16 protein-coding genes are annotated in these 16,097 nt (G+C 63.2%); 7 read left to right on the top strand and 9 right to left on the bottom strand.

Annotated features, from left to right (window positions below; all coding sequences use genetic code 11):
* Positions 1-90: 90 nt before the first annotated feature.
* From ACE04A_RS07700 to ACE04A_RS07690, 3 genes are all read right to left on the bottom strand, one after another.
* Positions 91-696, bottom strand: a complete 606-nt coding sequence (locus tag ACE04A_RS07700) for a TetR/AcrR family transcriptional regulator (protein ID WP_448716171.1) — start codon at positions 694-696, stop codon at positions 91-93.
* A 139-nt stretch (positions 697-835) separates the two neighbouring features.
* Positions 836-2,179 carry a PQQ-dependent sugar dehydrogenase gene (locus ACE04A_RS07695; protein WP_448716172.1) on the bottom strand — a complete coding sequence of 448 codons (1,344 nt, stop codon included), beginning with the start codon at positions 2,177-2,179 and terminating at the stop codon, positions 836-838.
* Positions 2,176-2,604, bottom strand: a complete 429-nt coding sequence (locus ACE04A_RS07690; protein WP_448716173.1) for a DUF2231 domain-containing protein — start codon at positions 2,602-2,604, stop codon at positions 2,176-2,178. Before ACE04A_RS07690 ends, ACE04A_RS07695 begins: the two co-directional genes overlap by 4 nt.
* Before the next feature lie 254 nt (positions 2,605-2,858).
* Here ACE04A_RS07690 and ACE04A_RS07685 point away from each other — a divergent pair, with 254 nt between their 5' ends.
* A complete protein-coding gene (locus ACE04A_RS07685; RefSeq protein ID WP_448716174.1) occupies positions 2,859-3,755 on the top strand; it encodes a LysR family transcriptional regulator in 897 nt (298 codons plus the stop codon).
* Between the two features lie 22 nt (positions 3,756-3,777).
* Here ACE04A_RS07685 and ACE04A_RS07680 read toward each other — a convergent pair whose 3' ends face one another.
* Positions 3,778-4,818, bottom strand: a complete 1,041-nt coding sequence (locus tag ACE04A_RS07680) for a Kelch repeat-containing protein (protein WP_448716175.1) — start codon at positions 4,816-4,818, stop codon at positions 3,778-3,780.
* Positions 4,819-4,947: 129 nt separating this feature from the next.
* Positions 4,948-5,385, bottom strand: coding sequence for a MarR family winged helix-turn-helix transcriptional regulator (locus ACE04A_RS07675; protein WP_485820009.1), 438 nt, complete (start codon positions 5,383-5,385; stop codon positions 4,948-4,950).
* A 189-nt stretch (positions 5,386-5,574) separates the two neighbouring features.
* On the opposite strand from ACE04A_RS07675, the gene ACE04A_RS07670 reads away from it, so the two are divergent.
* On the top strand, positions 5,575-6,354 hold the full coding sequence (locus tag ACE04A_RS07670) for an alpha/beta fold hydrolase (RefSeq protein ID WP_448716177.1): 780 nt from the start codon (positions 5,575-5,577) through the stop codon (positions 6,352-6,354).
* A 19-nt stretch (positions 6,355-6,373) separates the two neighbouring features.
* Here ACE04A_RS07670 and ACE04A_RS07665 read toward each other — a convergent pair whose 3' ends face one another.
* Positions 6,374-7,258 (bottom strand): LysR family transcriptional regulator, encoded by an 885-nt coding sequence (locus tag ACE04A_RS07665; RefSeq protein ID WP_447992295.1) that lies wholly within the window; start codon positions 7,256-7,258, stop codon positions 6,374-6,376.
* Between the two features lie 150 nt (positions 7,259-7,408).
* Here ACE04A_RS07665 and ACE04A_RS07660 point away from each other — a divergent pair, with 150 nt between their 5' ends.
* Positions 7,409-8,062, top strand: coding sequence for a hydrolase (locus tag ACE04A_RS07660; RefSeq protein ID WP_111886348.1), 654 nt, complete (start codon positions 7,409-7,411; stop codon positions 8,060-8,062).
* Between the two features lie 48 nt (positions 8,063-8,110).
* Here the strand turns inward: ACE04A_RS07660 and ACE04A_RS07655 are convergent, their stop codons facing one another.
* Together ACE04A_RS07655 and ACE04A_RS07650 are read right to left on the bottom strand one after the other, a co-directional pair.
* A complete protein-coding gene (locus ACE04A_RS07655) occupies positions 8,111-9,325 on the bottom strand; it encodes an alpha/beta hydrolase family protein (protein ID WP_448716178.1) in 1,215 nt (404 codons plus the stop codon).
* A gap of 125 nt (positions 9,326-9,450) precedes the next feature.
* A complete protein-coding gene (locus ACE04A_RS07650) occupies positions 9,451-10,347 on the bottom strand; it encodes an AraC family transcriptional regulator (protein ID WP_485820008.1) in 897 nt (298 codons plus the stop codon).
* Positions 10,348-10,512: 165 nt separating this feature from the next.
* Between ACE04A_RS07650 and ACE04A_RS07645 the strand changes: the two genes are divergently transcribed.
* The 4 genes from ACE04A_RS07645 to ACE04A_RS07630 all read left to right on the top strand — a co-directional run bounded on the left by ACE04A_RS07645 (position 10,513) and on the right by ACE04A_RS07630 (position 14,568).
* A complete protein-coding gene (locus ACE04A_RS07645) occupies positions 10,513-11,268 on the top strand; it encodes an SDR family NAD(P)-dependent oxidoreductase (protein WP_485820007.1) in 756 nt (251 codons plus the stop codon).
* A 149-nt stretch (positions 11,269-11,417) separates the two neighbouring features.
* A complete protein-coding gene (locus ACE04A_RS07640) occupies positions 11,418-11,921 on the top strand; it encodes a hypothetical protein (protein WP_424917659.1) in 504 nt (167 codons plus the stop codon).
* Between the two features lie 192 nt (positions 11,922-12,113).
* The gene (locus tag ACE04A_RS07635; RefSeq protein ID WP_448716181.1) at positions 12,114-13,064 is read left to right on the top strand and encodes an arsenic resistance protein; all 951 of its coding nucleotides are present in this window, start codon (positions 12,114-12,116) and stop codon (positions 13,062-13,064) included.
* Between the two features lie 91 nt (positions 13,065-13,155).
* Entirely contained in the window at positions 13,156-14,568 is a 1,413-nt protein-coding gene (locus ACE04A_RS07630) for an MFS transporter (RefSeq protein WP_448716182.1), read from the top strand.
* A gap of 601 nt (positions 14,569-15,169) precedes the next feature.
* Here the strand turns inward: ACE04A_RS07630 and ACE04A_RS07625 are convergent.
* Entirely contained in the window at positions 15,170-15,784 is a 615-nt protein-coding gene (locus ACE04A_RS07625; protein WP_448716183.1) for a TetR/AcrR family transcriptional regulator, read from the bottom strand.
* Positions 15,785-16,097: the final 313 nt, after the last annotated feature.

Here is a 16,097-nt window from a genome sequence, read left to right as displayed (position 1 = left end):
AGGCTTGCTACATAGGCTTGTACATGGACCTGCTACACGAACCTGCTTCGTGATACTGCTTCGTGATACTGCTTCGTGTACCTGCCCGTCCTAGTGAGCTAGGTGCAGAACCTGCGATGTCGTGCCCAACGCGTTTTCAAAGGGCTGCGTGTTGCGCACGATCTTGACCATCACGCTCGCCCCTAACCAAAGCTGGTACAGGCTTTGCGCAGCGGCTGTCGAATCGCCCTCTACCGATAACGACCCCTCTTCCACCCCGGCCGCAATCGCCCTGGCCAGACGTTCGATGATCGCCGACGTACCGCGTTTCAGAGCGGCGCGCATCGTATCGGAAAGGTCAGCGACCTCGGCGCCTAGCTTCACCGCCAGGCACTTGCCCTGGCAGTCTTCGAACGACTGATTGTCTTTCCAGGCCAGGAAGTAGTTGCCGAGTTGCTGCGCTTTGGTCTGGCCCGCTTGGCCGAAGACGCGGTCCATGTCGGCCAGGTAATCCTGGAAGTAGTTTTCCAGCAAGGCCTCACCGAACGCTTCCTTCGATCCGAAGTAGTGATAGAACGAGCCCTTCGGCACGCCTGCGGACGTCAGCACTTCGTTCAGGCCCACCGCCGAAAACCCCCTGCCGCCCATGATGCGCTGACCCGTGGCCAGGATCTTTTCGCGGACGTCAGTAGCTTGGGGGGAGGCGGCGGAGTTCATGAGGTGGGACTCTACCTACAATTAGACCGGTCGTCTACAAATATTTAGGCAGTGACCACTTATCTGCTCATCGGCAAGCACGGGCCAAAGACGCGCTGAAGCGGGATGGCGTCTCATGGCCCCTGCCCTGGCCCTCCAACTACTGCGCCGCCGCAACCGGCTTCTGCGATTGCGCCGCCTGCGTCGGCGTTACGCGCCAGATGGTGTTCGACAGATCATCCGCCACAATCAGCGCGCCCTTGGGATCCACCGTCACACCCACCGGACGGCCTCGTGTCGTGCCGTCCTTATCGCGAAAGCCGGCCACAAAGTCCACCGGCGCGCCAAAGGGCTTTCCATCGCGAAACGGCACGAAGACCACTTTGTAGCCAACGGGATCCTTGCGGTTCCAGCTACCGTGTTCGCCGACGAAAGCCCCGTCGGCAAACTGCGCGCCCATCGCCTCGTTCGAGAAGTCCACACCCAGCGCCGCCACGTGCGAGCCCAGGCTGTAGTCGGGCTTGATTGCCGTGGCGACCTTTGCCGGGTCTTGCGGCCGCACGCGCTCGTCCACGTTTTTCCCCCAGTAGCTGTACGGCCAGCCATAGAAGGCGCCTTCCTGCACGGAAGTCAGATAGTCGGGAACCAGGTTCGGGCCGATCTCATCGCGTTCATTCACGACCGCCCACAATTGGTCGGTGCCGGGCTGGATGGTCAGCGCGGTGGGATTGCGCAGCCCGGTGGCGTAAGACTTGTGTTCGCCGGTGCGGGCATTTATCCGCCAGACGCGGGCGCGGTCGACTTCCGCCGTCATGCCGCGTTCGGTGATGTTGCTATTGGAGCCGATGCCCACGTACAGGTACTGTCCATCGGCGCTGGCGGTCATGGCCTTGGTCCAGTGGTGGTTGATGTCCGATGGCAACAGCGTCACGATTTCGGGGGGGCCGCTGGCCTTGCTTTGCCCTGGCTGGTAGTCGAATCGCACCACCGCGTCCTGGTTGGCGACGTAGAGGTTGTTGTCCACCAAGGCCAGGCCATAGGGCGCGTTCAGGTTCTCGGCGAACGTCAACACTTCGTAGTTGCCGTCGCCGTCGGTGTCGCGCAGCAAGGTCAGGCGGTCGCCGCCCTTTACCGAACTGGTGCCCCGGGCCTTGATGATGCCGGCGATCACGTCTTTGGGTTTCAGATTCGGGGCATTGCCACCCTTGCCCTCGGCCACCAGGATGTCGCCGTTGGGCAAGATCAGCGTCTGCCGTGGGATTTTCAGATCGGTGGCGATGGCGGTGATCGTATAGCCGTCGGGCACGGTGGGGGTCTTGTCGCCCCATGGCGCGGGTTTGGCAATGACCATATCGGGCAGCAGCCCCCGTTCGGGCTTGGGTAGAGTGGGATCGGGCCCCACCTGCGACGGGCCGGCCTGGCCGATGCACACGCCCATCATGGCGGCCAAGGGAATAGCGGCAAGCCAGCTAGCGGGTTTGTATTGCATGCGGTGGTTTTTCATACGGCTCCCCTGATGTGCGGCGTGCGAAAGCCCAGCACTACCGCCACGAAGGCCAGCACCACCACGACGATCGACAAGATCAGGCCGATTGGCATGCTTGCCCAGGCGTCGCGGGCATGTATCAGCGCATTGAAAACGGCCACGACCCAGGTCGCCAGCAAGACCACGGTATACGGAATGATTCCGCGGGCGCGCTGGCTGGGCCGGAACACATCAACGACGGCCAAGAGCAGCGCGAAGGCGCCGAACACCAAACCGCCCACCAGGAACCACGACGCAAAATTATTCCACTGGATGTCAAAAGTCTGCGCATACGCCGCATCGGCAAGGGCTGCGCCAAGAAACCAGGGAAGCATCCCCGCAAGGAATACTGCATGGACCGGATGCACGGTCAGGGCATACCGATGTTGAATGATCGTGTTCACTTTTGATCGCCTCCTTGATGGTGGACTCGAACGCAGGGACGCGGCACGCGCAGCAAATAGCGTTCCCGCGCCGCGCTATCTCGGCCAGGAGAATCGGCGAAGGGATAGGCTAAGGGCTTGGCCAAGGGCTCGGCTAACCAAGCGGTTCACTCCTGAAATGCCGTAAATTCACGGACTGCGGGCGGGGCGACATCGGCCATCTTCTCCCCCGCCTCACCCCCTGCATACCCAACCACTCATGCGGAAAATTCACCATGTCATCGCTGCGCCTGGACAGTCTGGAGATCTTTGCGGATGTGGTGCGGCACGGCGGGTTTCGGGCGGCGGCGCTCAGGCGGGGCGTTTCGTCGTCGGCGATCAGCCAGTCCATCACGGCGCTTGAAGCCACGCTAGGCATTCGGCTGTTGAACCGCACCACCCGCAGCGTAGCGCCCACCGAAGCGGGCGAGCGCCTGCTTGAGCGGCTGACGCCCGCCCTGCTCGACATCCGGGCCGCCGTCGACGAGCTGAATCAGTTTCGCGAAAACCCGACCGGCACCTTGCGCATCAACGCGCCGGGGCCTGCCGTGGACCACGTGCTGTGTCCGTTGGCGTTTCGCTTCATGGAGACGTACCCGGACGTGAAGGTCGAGATCATCAGCGATGCGGCCATTGTCGATATCGTGGAGCAAGGTTTCGATGCGGGCGTGCGCTTTGGCACGCAGTTGGCGCAGGACATGGTCGCCATGCCCTTGGGCGCGCCCCTGCGCTACGCGATCGTGGCATCGCCGGCCTATCTTCAGAAGTATCCGCGCCCTGCTGTGCCCGCCGACCTGGCGGCGCACGACTGCATCCGGCGCCGCTTTCCAGGCGGCACGACCGTCACCTGGAAGTTCGCCAAAGACGGCAAGGCCGAAGAGTTTGCGCCCCAAGGACGCTTGACGCTGAGTTCCGCGCAGCAGGAGCTTCAGGCCGCGCTGGCAGGCGCGGGCATCGCGCATCTGTTCGAAGATTACGTGCGCGAATCTATCGAACAAGGCAGCCTGGTCGAACTGCTTGTCGACTGGAAGCAGACGCTGCCAAGCTGGTGCCTGTACTACCCCAGCCGCCGCCACCCTAGCGCGGCGATGCGCGCATTTCTGGCGTACGTCCGCGATTACGACTGGTCTTGATGCCGGCGGTGCGCAGCCAGGCCTACGTGTCGCCTAGCACCAGCACTTCATGCACGGCGCTGGCATGGTCGCCGCCGACGCGCGTGCCGCCCCCGATCACATGGACGCGATTGCCCAAGGTGGCCGCACCCAGGCCGTGCCGGGGCGTGGGCAACGGCGGCAGCGCGCGCCACCGATCGCTGGCCGGATCGTAGACCCAGGCGTTGTCGAACACCTTCTGCTCGGGCACCCACTGTTCCCCGCCGAACACGTACAGACGACCGTCATACGCGGCGGCAGCCAGTCCGCCTTGGGCCTGGGGCATGGGCGCGCGGACGGTCCAGCGATTGGTCTTCGGATCGTAGACCTCTAGTTGCGGCACATTGACCTGGCGCAGCGATCCGTCGGCCTGCTTGATGGCCTGCCTTCCGCCCACAACAAAGAGACGCCCATCGATGACCGCCGCCGCCGCGCTGTTGCGCGCGGTGGGTGCATCGGCAATGGCCGACCACCGCCCGGTGACCGGGTCGAACATCATGGCTTGCGCGGTATCCACGTGGTCATTGAAATGGCGCGCGTCTTCGTGGGCACGGATGCGCCCGCCCACCAGATGAAGCCGGTCTGCGATGGCCGCGAAGACCCCTTCGGCCGACGGATAAGGAATCGCAACGCCGTCACGCCAGCGATTCCCGCGCGGGTCGTAGACGTAGGTCGAGGCCTGGGCGCGCCAGTTCGGAAAGCCCCCGCTGAAGCCGCCCACGCCGTAGATCAGGCCGCCGGCAGCCGCAAGTGCGATGTGGTGGCGCGCTTCGGGCAAGGTCGCAAGCCGCGTCCATCGGTCGGTTGCCGGGTCATAGGATTCGAAGTGCGCGGAATACCCGGTGTTGGGCGTCAGCAGTCCGCCGGCCACATAGATGCGGCCGTCGAGCACCTCGGGATAGAGTTCCTGGCGCGCCAGTGACGGCGCGGCCGCCGTGGTCCAGCGGGGCGCGGCGGACTGCGCGTAGGCGGCGCGAAGAAAAGGGGTTGCGGCCAGTGTGGTGGCCAGGGCGGCGCCCTGGCGCAGGATGTCGCGTCGTTGCATGGTCGAACCTTGTGGGTGAAAGGTAGGACCATGGTAGGTAGCCCGCGCTTAGCGCACTAGATGCACGATGCTTAGCAAGGTGTTCAGCCTGGGTTAACAATCCTGCGAACCCAAGCATCTTTCGACCCCCTACGCAGGTGGAGTCCAGCCGTCCAGACGCGTGTAGATCGCGTCACGCAGCTGCCGAATCTGCGTATTCAGCTCAGCAAGTTCGGCGGGCGACTGGCCAGACGCGGCCAGCAAGGATTCGCCCAGGCAGCCTGACGTATTTTGAAGCTGACGGCCGCGCTCGGTCAGTGCCACCACCACTTGGCGTTCATTGTCCGGGTTGCGCACGCGGCCCAGAAAGCCTGCCACTTCCAACCGCTTCAGAAGCGGCGTCAGCGTGCTGGGTTCCAGGGCTAATTTTTCCGCGATGCCGCTGACGGTCTGGCTGTCTTCCCGCCAAAGCACGTTCAGCACCAGGTACTGCGGATAGGTCAGCCCCATCTTGTCCAGCAAGGGCTTGTAGATGCGCTGGATAGCGATGCCGGCCGAATACACGGCATAGCAAAGCTGGCCATCCAACGGCGGCGGGGACGTGGGGTTTTTTAGCGCTCATGGCATCGCTCCAGGGTGCGCGAAGAATAACATGCTGCAAGAATATATATCGCGATAACATTTATCGCTTGACGCGCCTGAAAACACGCCCTAGCATTCGTTCCTCGCACTTAGTTATCGCGATAATTCTTATCACACAACCCAAAGGACCCTACCATGAAGATCAAAGCCCTCCTCGCCGCCACGACCGCCATCGTGGGTATTGCAGCGGCCACCCTCACCCACGCCGCCGAACCCATTGCCGCCAAGCAGGTCGTGCGCAATGTGGTGCTGGTCCACGGTGCTTTTGCCGACGGCTCGGGATGGCGCGGTGTCTACAACGAACTGACCGGGCGCGGCTACCGCGTCACGGTGGTTCAGAACCCGCTGACGTCGTTGGCCGATGACGTTGCCGCCACGAAGCGCGTGCTGGATCGCCAGGACGGCCCGACGCTTCTTGTCGGCCACTCTTACGGCGGAACGGTGATCACGGAAGCCGGCGTCGATGCCAAGGTGGCGGGCCTGGTCTATGTTTCCGCGCTGGCGCCCGACGTCGGCGAGACCACGGCATCACAGTTCAAGGACATCCCGCCCCCGCCCGAATTCGTGATCGAGACGCAGAAAGATGGCTACGGTTTCGTCAACCTTGAAAAGTTCAAGATCGGCTTCGCAGGCGACACGACCAACGCCGACGCCGCCTTCCTGCGTGATTCGCAAGTGCCGATCAACATGCAGATCTTCAATGCCAAGGTGAGCCACGCCGCCTGGAAAACCAAGCCAAGTTGGGCCATCATCGCCACGCAAGACAAGGCGATCGACCCGAAGCTGCTGCGCCACACGGCGGATCGCATTGGCGCCGTGCGCTCCGAGGTCGTGGGGAGTCACGTGGCTTTCTTCACCCAACCGAAAAGCGTGGCCGACTCCATCGACGCCGCCGCGCGCAGCATTGGTCGTTGATCGCAACGCGGGCAGACGCCTACACCGGGTGCTCGGCCTGGTCGCAATACTCGATCAAGAGTTCGGTCAGCACCCGTATCTTTCTGGCGGGATGCTGACCGGGCGGCCTGACCACATAGGCGCCTGCCGGCGGCGGCGGATACCGCGTCATCACCGGCACAAGCGCCCCGCTGGCCAGGTGTTCGTGGGTAAGCCAATCCGGCAGATATCCAATGCCCAGCCCGGCGACCGCCGCCGCAACCAAAGCCGTGCCGTTGTCCGCCTTGAAGCGCCCTTGCGGACGAACCGTGATGGTCTTGTCACCATCCTTGAGTTGCCACGCCTCGGTGCCTTGCATCAGCGCCTGGTGATTGGCGACCAGATCTTCCGGCGTCTCGGGCGACCCATGCGCCTTGATGTAGTCCGGGCTGGCAACAAGCTTTCCAAGGACCGGACCGATACGTCGCGCGACCAGGTTCGAGTCCGGCAGATAGCCCACCCGTATTGCGCAGTCGTAGCCTTCCGCGATGATGTCCACGAAGCGGTCGCTGTAGCAGGTCTGGATATGAAGCTGGGGATGGCGTCGCGCCATCTCGGCAAGAATGGGCGCGAAGTGAGCCCCGCCGAAAGACAGCGGCGCGGACACACGCAAGCGCCCGCGTAGCTCGCCGGCCGGCAGGATCGCTTCGCGGGCCACGTCGATTTCCGCGCAGACGCGGGCAGCATGGTTGCGAAACGCGGCCCCGGCTTCGGTCAGCGCCGCGCCGCGTGTCGTCCGCGCCAGCAACACGACACCCAGCTCTGATTCCAGTCCCGCAAGCCGACGGCTGACGATGGATTTCGACACCCCCAGCCGAAGCGCGGCAGACGAAATTCCCCCGGTATCAGCAACTGCAACGAATGTACGTAGCGCTTCGATATCCACTTTGGTGTTCCCCATTCTGCGACACAGCTCAGCGCAAAATGGTACTACCGCATCGAATTCAGGAACAACAGAATAGGGTTCCGGGCAACGCCACACTGGCGCACACGCCTTGGAGCCACTCTCTGACCCCACAGCAATAAGGATGCATCAATGACTTTTCGCAACGGCCTTGATTCCCTGCTTCGTCCCGAGGATTCGGTACTTGTTCTGATCGACCACCAGCCTTACCAGCTTGCAAACGTGAACAGCCACGAACCGCAAATGGTGATCAACAACACGGCGGGTCTGGCCAAGGCCGCACGGGCCTTCGGCGTGCCCACCATCCTGACCACCGTGATCGCTGAACGGGGCGGTCTTCTTTTCCCCCAGATCACCGAGGTGTTTCCCAAGCACGAAGTCATTGACCGCACGCTCATCAACACCTGGCAGGACCAGCGGGTGGTCGACGCGGTCAAGGCCACGGGCCGCAAGCAATTGATCATCGCCGGCCTGTGGACTGAGGTGTGCGTGGCCATGCCCACCATCCAGGCCCTGGGCGAAGGCTGGGACGTCACCGTGGTCACCGATGCGTCGGGCGCGGTCTCGGTCGAGGCCCATCAGGTGGCCATCCAGCGCATGATCGCGGCCGGCGCCAACATGATGACCTGGCTGGCGGTGGCGGCTGAATGGCAGCGGGACTGGGCGCGCGCCGAACAAGCCGCCGCCTTGACCGAAGTGATCACGCAGCATGCCGGCGGCAGCGGCATCGCGTACCTGTGGGAGCAGCAGTTGCTGAACACGCCTGTGCCGGGTAAGGCGGGCTGAGACAGGCTTCGCTGACTGGTGCCGGCCTGTGCTGGCCGTTGCTTCGGGCTAGCGGGAAAGCACCTCGTCCAGCCAGTCAAAAACCCTGCGGTTCAAGAGCGACCTGTTTCGCATCTCGCAGTGCATGCCGGCGCCTTCGGCCGAGGTGAACCGAAGCAGGGCTTTTGTCGGGCTTTGAAGCTGGTCAAAGAAGGCCTGGGCGCCGGCAGACAAGCCATCCTGTTCGGCATGCGTCATCAACACCGGGCATGAGATGGCGCCGGCGCGGCCGTCCATGGTGAACGGTTCCGCGCTGCGCAGGAAATCGCGTAGATTGTCGACCCCGTGGGTCCAGAAGCCGCGCTGGTAAATCTTCCACTTAAGGCCGGGGTCGTTCGAGATCACCTGCTCGAATTGCGCCAGGGTCTTGTCATCAAGATTCCCCAGGTCCGACACCGAGTCGGGGGATGCGCCCAGCTTGAGGGCAAGCGCGCGGAACGGCCCGGGCATGCCCCATAACCCGGGGTCGGCGATGCATGCGGCAAGGCGATGCTCTTGGGATGCGGCGCGCGGAGCCAGATAGCCGCCCAGGCTCCAGCCGCTGAGCACGATGCGCTTGGGGTCGACGATGTTGAATCCAAGCGCCACATCAACCACCGCCGCGATGACGGTTTCCCAGTCTGGGCGTAGATAAATGCGCTGCTCAACCAACATTTCGCCCTGCCCTGGCCCATCAAAAATCAGGCAATGGTAGCCACGGCGCGACGCCGCCACGGCAGAGGCGAAATAAAGATCCGTGACGGTGCCGTCGTACCCATTGGTGAAGATGACCAGCGGACGGGTTTCCTGTTCCCGCCCGACAGCCGGTATCAGGTAGGCCGGCATGGTCGTGCCTTCGAACGGAATCCGCATCGGCGCAACGGGGACGTCGGACAGCGCCAGCCCCTTGTCAAACGCATCAATCTGCTTGCGGAAGGCCGCCAGCAGACGCGGGTCGCGCTGCGGGCCATACAGCGGATGGTAAGACGCGGAATAGAACACGCTGGCGCGCAGGAACAGGTCTTTTGCGCTGGCATGCAGGCCACGGTTTTGCGTTTGAACGGCTTCGTCCGCCAAACGGTCGCCCGCTGCCATCCAGGCTTCATGAAAAGCGCTGTCGTCGCCGTCGCCCACCGCCTGGCCAACGGCAAGGATCTCGCCCATATCCGCACCGCCATACGGAATGTAGGCAACCGGCCAGGTGCCAAACTCGTCATGCATCGGATCGTTGAATGCCAGGCCCATGGTGTTCTCCCTATGTCCCATATTTTTCATACGTCCCATACTTCACCGGCGTCACCTACGTCACCGACTTCAGCTACCGCTCGCCTATCCCCGCCTGACTCCACGCCGGCATTCGCCATGCAAGCTTACGCCTGCGCCTCGGCGATGTGGGCCCGCAGCGCCTCCGCGGCTTTGCCCGGGGGCAAGCCGAACAGGCGGCGGTACTCCCTGGTGAACTGCTGCACGCTTTCGTAGCCCACTGAAAATGCCGCGCTGCTGGCCGACACATCGCCCGTGGCCATCAAGCGCCTGGCCTCGATCAAGCGCAACTGCTTCAGGAATTGCAACGGCGACAGCGAGGGCGCCGCGCGGAAATGCTGGTAGAACGACGACGGGCTCATGCCGGCCTCGGCCGCCAGGCGCTCCATCGGCAGTGGCCGTGTGAATTCGGCTCGAATCAGGGCAATGGCACGCGCAATGCGTTGGGCGTGCTTGCCCGGCCCGCCAAGCTGACGAATCGCGCCGCCATGCCGGCCGGCCAGCAGCCAGTAGTGCATCTCGCGCAAGCCTTGCGCTTGCAGTACGGGCAACGCGTCGGGCCGATCCATCAGGCGCATCAAGCGCAGCGCGGCATCCGCGACTTCGGCATCCGTGGGTTCGACGAGCACCGCAGCGTCTTGTGCCACGGGGCGCAGTTTCATGTCGACGGCCAGTTCCGCAATAAGCGCCATGTCCAGATCCAACACCAGCGAAATATATGGCTGGTCGGCGCTGGCGGCCGTGATCTGGCTGACGGTCGGCACATCCGCCGTAATCAGCAGCGAATCGCCTGCGGTGAAGTCAACGGCATGGGTGCCCATCGAGACCCGTTTGCTGCCCTGTAACACCAGGCAGGCCAGGGGTCGCGAGATGGCATATTCCAGCCCGCTGGGCTGGGCGGACCGAATGGCGGTCAAGCCGGGGATGGGGGTTGGGGCCACGCCGGTGGGGTTGGCGTTTGCCTCGACGTAACGTCGGACAGCTCTGAGCAGGGGGTCGTTCATACGCTGGCGCAGTGATCTTCGTTCGCGGTGATCGTAACGGACATTTCGCGGCCGGGACGTCACCTTTGTAGAAACAGGCCAAGAACATCACGATTCAGGCAAAGGCCGCGGGGATCGGGCGCTTCAGAATCACATTCTGATTTTCTATCACCTGGGAGCCTGAGCATGACAAGCATTTCCTTCATCACCGGCGGCAGCCGTGGCCTGGGCCGTAGCGCCGCCCTGAATATCGCCCGCAAAGGCGGCGATGTTGTCTTTACCTACCAAAGCCGCGAGACGGACGCCCAGGCCGTTGTGGCCGACATCGAACAGATGGGCCGCAAGGCGGTCGCCCTGCAATTGGATGTCGGCGACACGTCCGCCTTTCCCGCATTCGTCCAGCGCCTGAAGGCCACGCTGCGCGACACCTGGCACCGCGACACGATTGATCACATCGTCCACAACGCCGGCCATGGCGATGTAGCCTTGATCGCCGAGACGACCGAGGCGCAGTTCGACCGATTGGTCGACGTGCACTTCAAAGGCGTGTTCTTTTTGACCCAGGCACTGCTGCCGCTGGTCGCGGATGGCGGCCGCATCGTGAATCTATCGACCGCCCTGACCCGTGTCTCTGCGCCCGGCTGGTCTGTCTATGCGGCGGTCAAGGGCGCGGTCGAGGTGCTGACCGTCTACCTGGCCAAGGAGCTGGGCAGCCGCAACATTGCCGTCAACGTGGTGGCGCCGGGCGCGATCGAGACCGATTTCTTCGGCGGCGCGGTGCGCGACACGGCGGAGTTCAACAAATTCTTCGCGGAGATGACGGCGCTGGGCCGTGTGGGCGTCGCGGACGACATCGGGCCGGCGGTGGCAAACCTGCTGGCCGAGGACAATAGATGGATCAACGCCCAGCGGATCGAGATATCCGGCGGCCAAGGCATCTAGGAACGATATCGGGGCGGACGCCTTGACTGCGCCCGCCCCGACGTGGTCGTGCCAAATTGTCGTGCAAGGATCCCGTGCGCCGGAAGGCAACGCCGGCATTCGGCTACAGTGCCGATGTTCAAGCACAGAAATCCAGGAGCAGTACCGCAGTGACAGACACCTCCACCCCCGACGACGCCGGTATGTCCGAAGACCGCAAGGAACAGGAAGCCAGGCTTTGGCGCGATGACGGCTGGACGGCCCGCATCATCAAGAATGAAGACGATGACGGCTGGGCCGTGGAGATGACCCTGGACGGGCAAGCCGAACCCGCCCTGGTCGGCCCCTGGACCATGGGCCGTGACAAAAAGAACCCCAAGCCACTGGACTCGCCGGCGTTCATCACCTTGGTCAAGACCGCCAACGAAGTCCTGCGCCGCCACGAGCAGCAATTGCATGCCACGTTGCACAAGAGCGTGAAGATCGACACCGAGGCCGGCCGCCTGACCATCAAGCTGGACATCGTGCCCGACGACTACGAGCCGTATGCCGTGCTAAGCGCCTACGACGAATCCGGCGAACAAGTGGCGCAAGTCCACGTGGCGCCGACGTACAAGCTGAGCGTGCAGCGGGCGTCTGAATGGGCAAACGGCGGGTTTCCCAAGCAGGGGTGACACGGCAGGCATGGGTTATGGAGCAGGCATGAGTGTCGGAGCAAGCCTGAGTGACAGAGCAAGGCTGGGCGACAGAGCCAGTCTGAGCGCCAAAGTAAGCTTGGGTCACAGAGCAAGCCTGAGCGACACAGCGTCAGGCAGCACTTGTCCACGCCCATCTGTTCGCACCACCACCGCTGAGACTTGCGGATCATGACCCGCCTGACGTTGGAACGCTATCAGGTCTGGGCCTATCTGCTTGCCATCGGCTTGGGTTTGGCCGCCGGCACCGCATGGCCACGGGTCGGCCCCGCCATGGAAGCCTTGTTGTGGCCCACCCTGGCCGCGCTGCTGTTCGCCACCTTCCTCCAAGTACCGCTGCTGCATGTGCGAAACGCCCTGCGCGACCGGCGCTTCTCGCTAGCCGTGCTGCTGGGAAACTTCGCGGTGCTTCCGCTGCTGGCATGGGTGCTGGTGGAGGCGTTCGACTTTGATCCGGTAGTGCGGCTGGGCGTGCTGTTGGTGCTGCTGGTGCCTTGCACGGACTGGTTCATCACATTCAGCCAACTGGGCAAGGGCGACGTGCCCCGTGCCATAGCCATCACGCCGCTGAATCTGGTGCTGCAATTGGCCCTGCTGCCGCTGTACCTGTGGCTGATGGCGGACACGCAAAGCCTGGGCTCATGGGATTGGGCCACGCTGGCCCCCGCCGTATTCATCGTGCTGGCGCCCCTGGCCGGCGCGGCGCTGACGGAACGGTGGATCCAGGCCCATCCCAAAGCCGAACGCCTGCGAGACGCCTTGGCCTGGTGGCCGGTGCCGCTTCTGTCGCTGGTGGTGTTCCTGATAGCGGGCGCTCAGGTGGGCACCGTCGCGCGCGCCACGGATGCACTGCAACAGACGCTGCCCGCGTTCGCGCTCTTCCTGATGGCCGCCGCCTTGCTGGCCAAGGCCATGGCGCGCACGCTTCGCCTGCCCGTCGAACAAGGACGCACGCTGGCATTCAGCATGGGCACCCGCAATTCATTCGTGGTGCTGCCCTTGGCCCTGCTGCTTCCTGCCGGCTGGGAGGTGGCGGCCGTGGTCATCGTGGCGCAGTCACTGGTAGAACTGTTCGGCATGGTGGCGTATGTGTGGCTGGTGCCCAGATATCTGTTCAGGTAGCGCCGCGTCGGGATATCTAGCGGCCCCTCCCCCCGCCCCAAGCCGGGGAGTATGCTACGCCGCTTCGTCTTAGCCAGATTCACTTATCGCTATGCGCGGCAATCCCGACGCCAGACAAGGCGCCATTGCGTTGCACGGTTTCTACTTCCTGTATTACGGCTTGCAGGGCGTCAGCATCCCTTTTCTGCCTTTGTGGTTCGCCAGCCGTGGCCTGGACGCAGCGACGATCGGCCTGATCGTCGCCACGTCATTCCTGCCGAAGATCCTGTCCACCCCGGTCGTTGCTCACGTGGCCGACCAGACCGGTCGCGCGCATGCCTTGATTGCGTCGGCGTTGGCGGCCTCGCTGGTGTTGTTCATCTGCTATCCGTTCATGCATGGGGCGGGCTGGCTGTTGGGCACTACCTTGTTGCTGAACGCGGTATTTCCGGCGGTGCTGCCCTTGATGGACCGCATGGCCATCGCCAGCGGCCGGGCACAAGGTAATTCCTACACCATCATGCGGGCCTGCGGTTCGCTGGGCTTTGCCGTAGTGACGATGGCGGGCGGCTATCTGATCAAGACGTTTAACGCCGACTGGGTGATGTGGCTGTCGATCCTGTTGATCATCGCGTGCCTGGCTTGCGTCCGTTTATTGCCCCGCGCGGGGCGGCCTGCTTCGGTCGACATGCTGGGGCGACCTGCGTCGGGCGAGACGCCGGGGCGGCCTGCTTCGGACGAGACGCCGCAGCCTGCGTCGGTCGAGGTGCCGGGGAAGCCTGCTTCGGACGAGACGCCGCAGCCTGCGTCGGGCGAGGTGCCGGGGAAGCCTGCTTGGGACAAGACGCCGCAGCCTGCGTCGGTCGAGGCGCCGGGGAAGCCCGTGCGGCTGCCGATGTTGGAAGTGCTACGCAACCGGCCGCTGCTGATGTGTATCGGCGCGGCCTCGCTCGTGCAAGCCAGCAACGGCTTCCTGTATTCCTATTCCACGCTCTACTGGACGGCCAGCGGCCTGTCGACCGCGGTGATCTCGATGCTGTGGGTGGTGGGCGTTGTCAGCGAAGTGCTGTTCTTCTTTCTGGCGCCCAAGATCCTGGCACGCACCAGCGCGCAACGGTTGATCCTGGCGTCGGCAATGATGACGGTAATCCGCTGGGCGGGCTTGTCCGCCACGACGGACCCGGCGCAGATAGCGGCGTTGCAGCTTCTGCAGTGCTTCACGCTGGCCGGGAACAACGCGGCCATCATGTGGTACATCACCCGCCACGTTCCCGCCGCCTGCAAGACCTCGGCGATTGCGCTGTATGCCTTGCTGTCAGGCGGCGTATTCATGTTCGCCAGCATCCAGTTGGGCGGCGCGCTATACCGCAGCTATGCGTCCGGCGGTTTCATGACCATGGCCGCCTGCGCGGCATGCGCGATCCCGCTGGTGTTGTACGCAGAAAAGTGGCGGCAAAAGCCGAACCGTAGGATGGGTGAAGCGCGGGAAGATCAAAACAAGAAAACCAGACCAAAACGCGCGTAACCCATCATGCAGCCGATGCGATGTGGCTGAAACTGTTCTGGCTCTGACGTTGCTTGATGGGTTGCGCGCGTTGTCTATCTGCGTTATTTTCGCCAGCATGCCGCGCTTCACCCATCCTACGGGAGGCGGATACCGTTCAGCAGCACAGTTGCGGCCAAAGCCGAACCCGTAGGATGGGTGAAGCGCGCGAAGATCGAAACAAGAAAACCAGACCCAAACGCGCGTAACCCATCATGCAGCCGATGCGATGTGGCTGAAGCTGTTTTGGCTCTGACGTTGCTTGATGGGTTGCGCGCGTTGTCTATCTGCGTTTTTTTCGCCAGCGTGCCGCGCTTCACCCATCCTACGGGAGGCGGATACCGTTCAGCAGCACAGGGGCGGCCAAAGCCCAACCCGTAGGATGGGTGAAGCGCGGGAAGATCGAAACAAGAAAACCAGACCCCAACGCGCGTAACCCATCATGCAGCCGATGCGATGTGGCTGAAGCTGTTTTGGCTCTGAGGTTGCTTGATGGGTTGCGCGCGTTGTCTATCTGCGTTTTTTCCGCCAGCATGCCGCGCTTCACCCATCCTACGGGAGCCGGATACCGGCGTGCCGCGCTTCACCCACCCAACGGCCGGCGGATACCGTTTAGCAGCACGTCCGTAATAAACGTGGCAACGGCCTGTTGCTGTTGCGCGTCGGGCGCTTGGCGCGTGAAGCGTTCGATGATGCCCATCAGTGATTGTGCGAACCAATCCGCTGAAACCTCGGTGCGGAACAGGCCTGCCTGCTGCTCGGCGCGAATGTTGTCGGCAATCATCGCCACCAGCTCGTCCTTCAAGGATTCCGCCGCCGCTACTTGAAAAAAGCCGATGCGGGTCAAGTTGGGGTCTTCTTGCAGGATGGCAAGCAGGCCCAGCACGCCGCCACGAATGCGATCGGCCAACTCCGCGCCGTCCAAATCAGCCGGCAGCCGCGCCTGGCTGATCGCCTGGCGCAAGCGTTGCGCGAACATGCCGACCAGTTCGTCGTAGGCGGCTTGCTTGCTTGAAAAGTACTGATAGAAGACGGGTTGGGTGACCCCGGCGCGGGCGACGATGTCGCTGATCCGCGTGTGTTGGAACCCGCGTTCGGCGAATTCCGCCGCGGCAACTTGCAAAAGCTGTAAGCGGGTGCGTTCACCTTTGGTGAGACGCTTGTCTTGCGATAAAGAAGGGGGTCGTGCCGTCATCATCGCGAGAAAGTACCCTGCTTCATAGCTTTGCGCTACTAGTTCGCATGGCCTTCCCGCAACGCGATGTCACGGCATTACAACGCCCGCCACGGGGCCAACCGAAAAGCTTACAAATTACTGAACTTAAGCCGTCTCGATTTCGCGACAAACGCGCCTCCCCATGCCCTCCGGGCCCGCTTCCCCGCCCCTTCCCTACACCTTGAAGTCACTTGAAATGCCCGTAGCTTTTGCAACAACTTTTGGTGCCTCGGCAGCAGTAAAGTAGCGCTATCGCCGAGCGCATTTCGACTATGCCCGCGCCAGGCGAACAGGA

The organism is Achromobacter colocynthidis (assembly GCF_057334535.1).
This window is presented reverse-complemented; position numbering and strand designations above follow the sequence as displayed.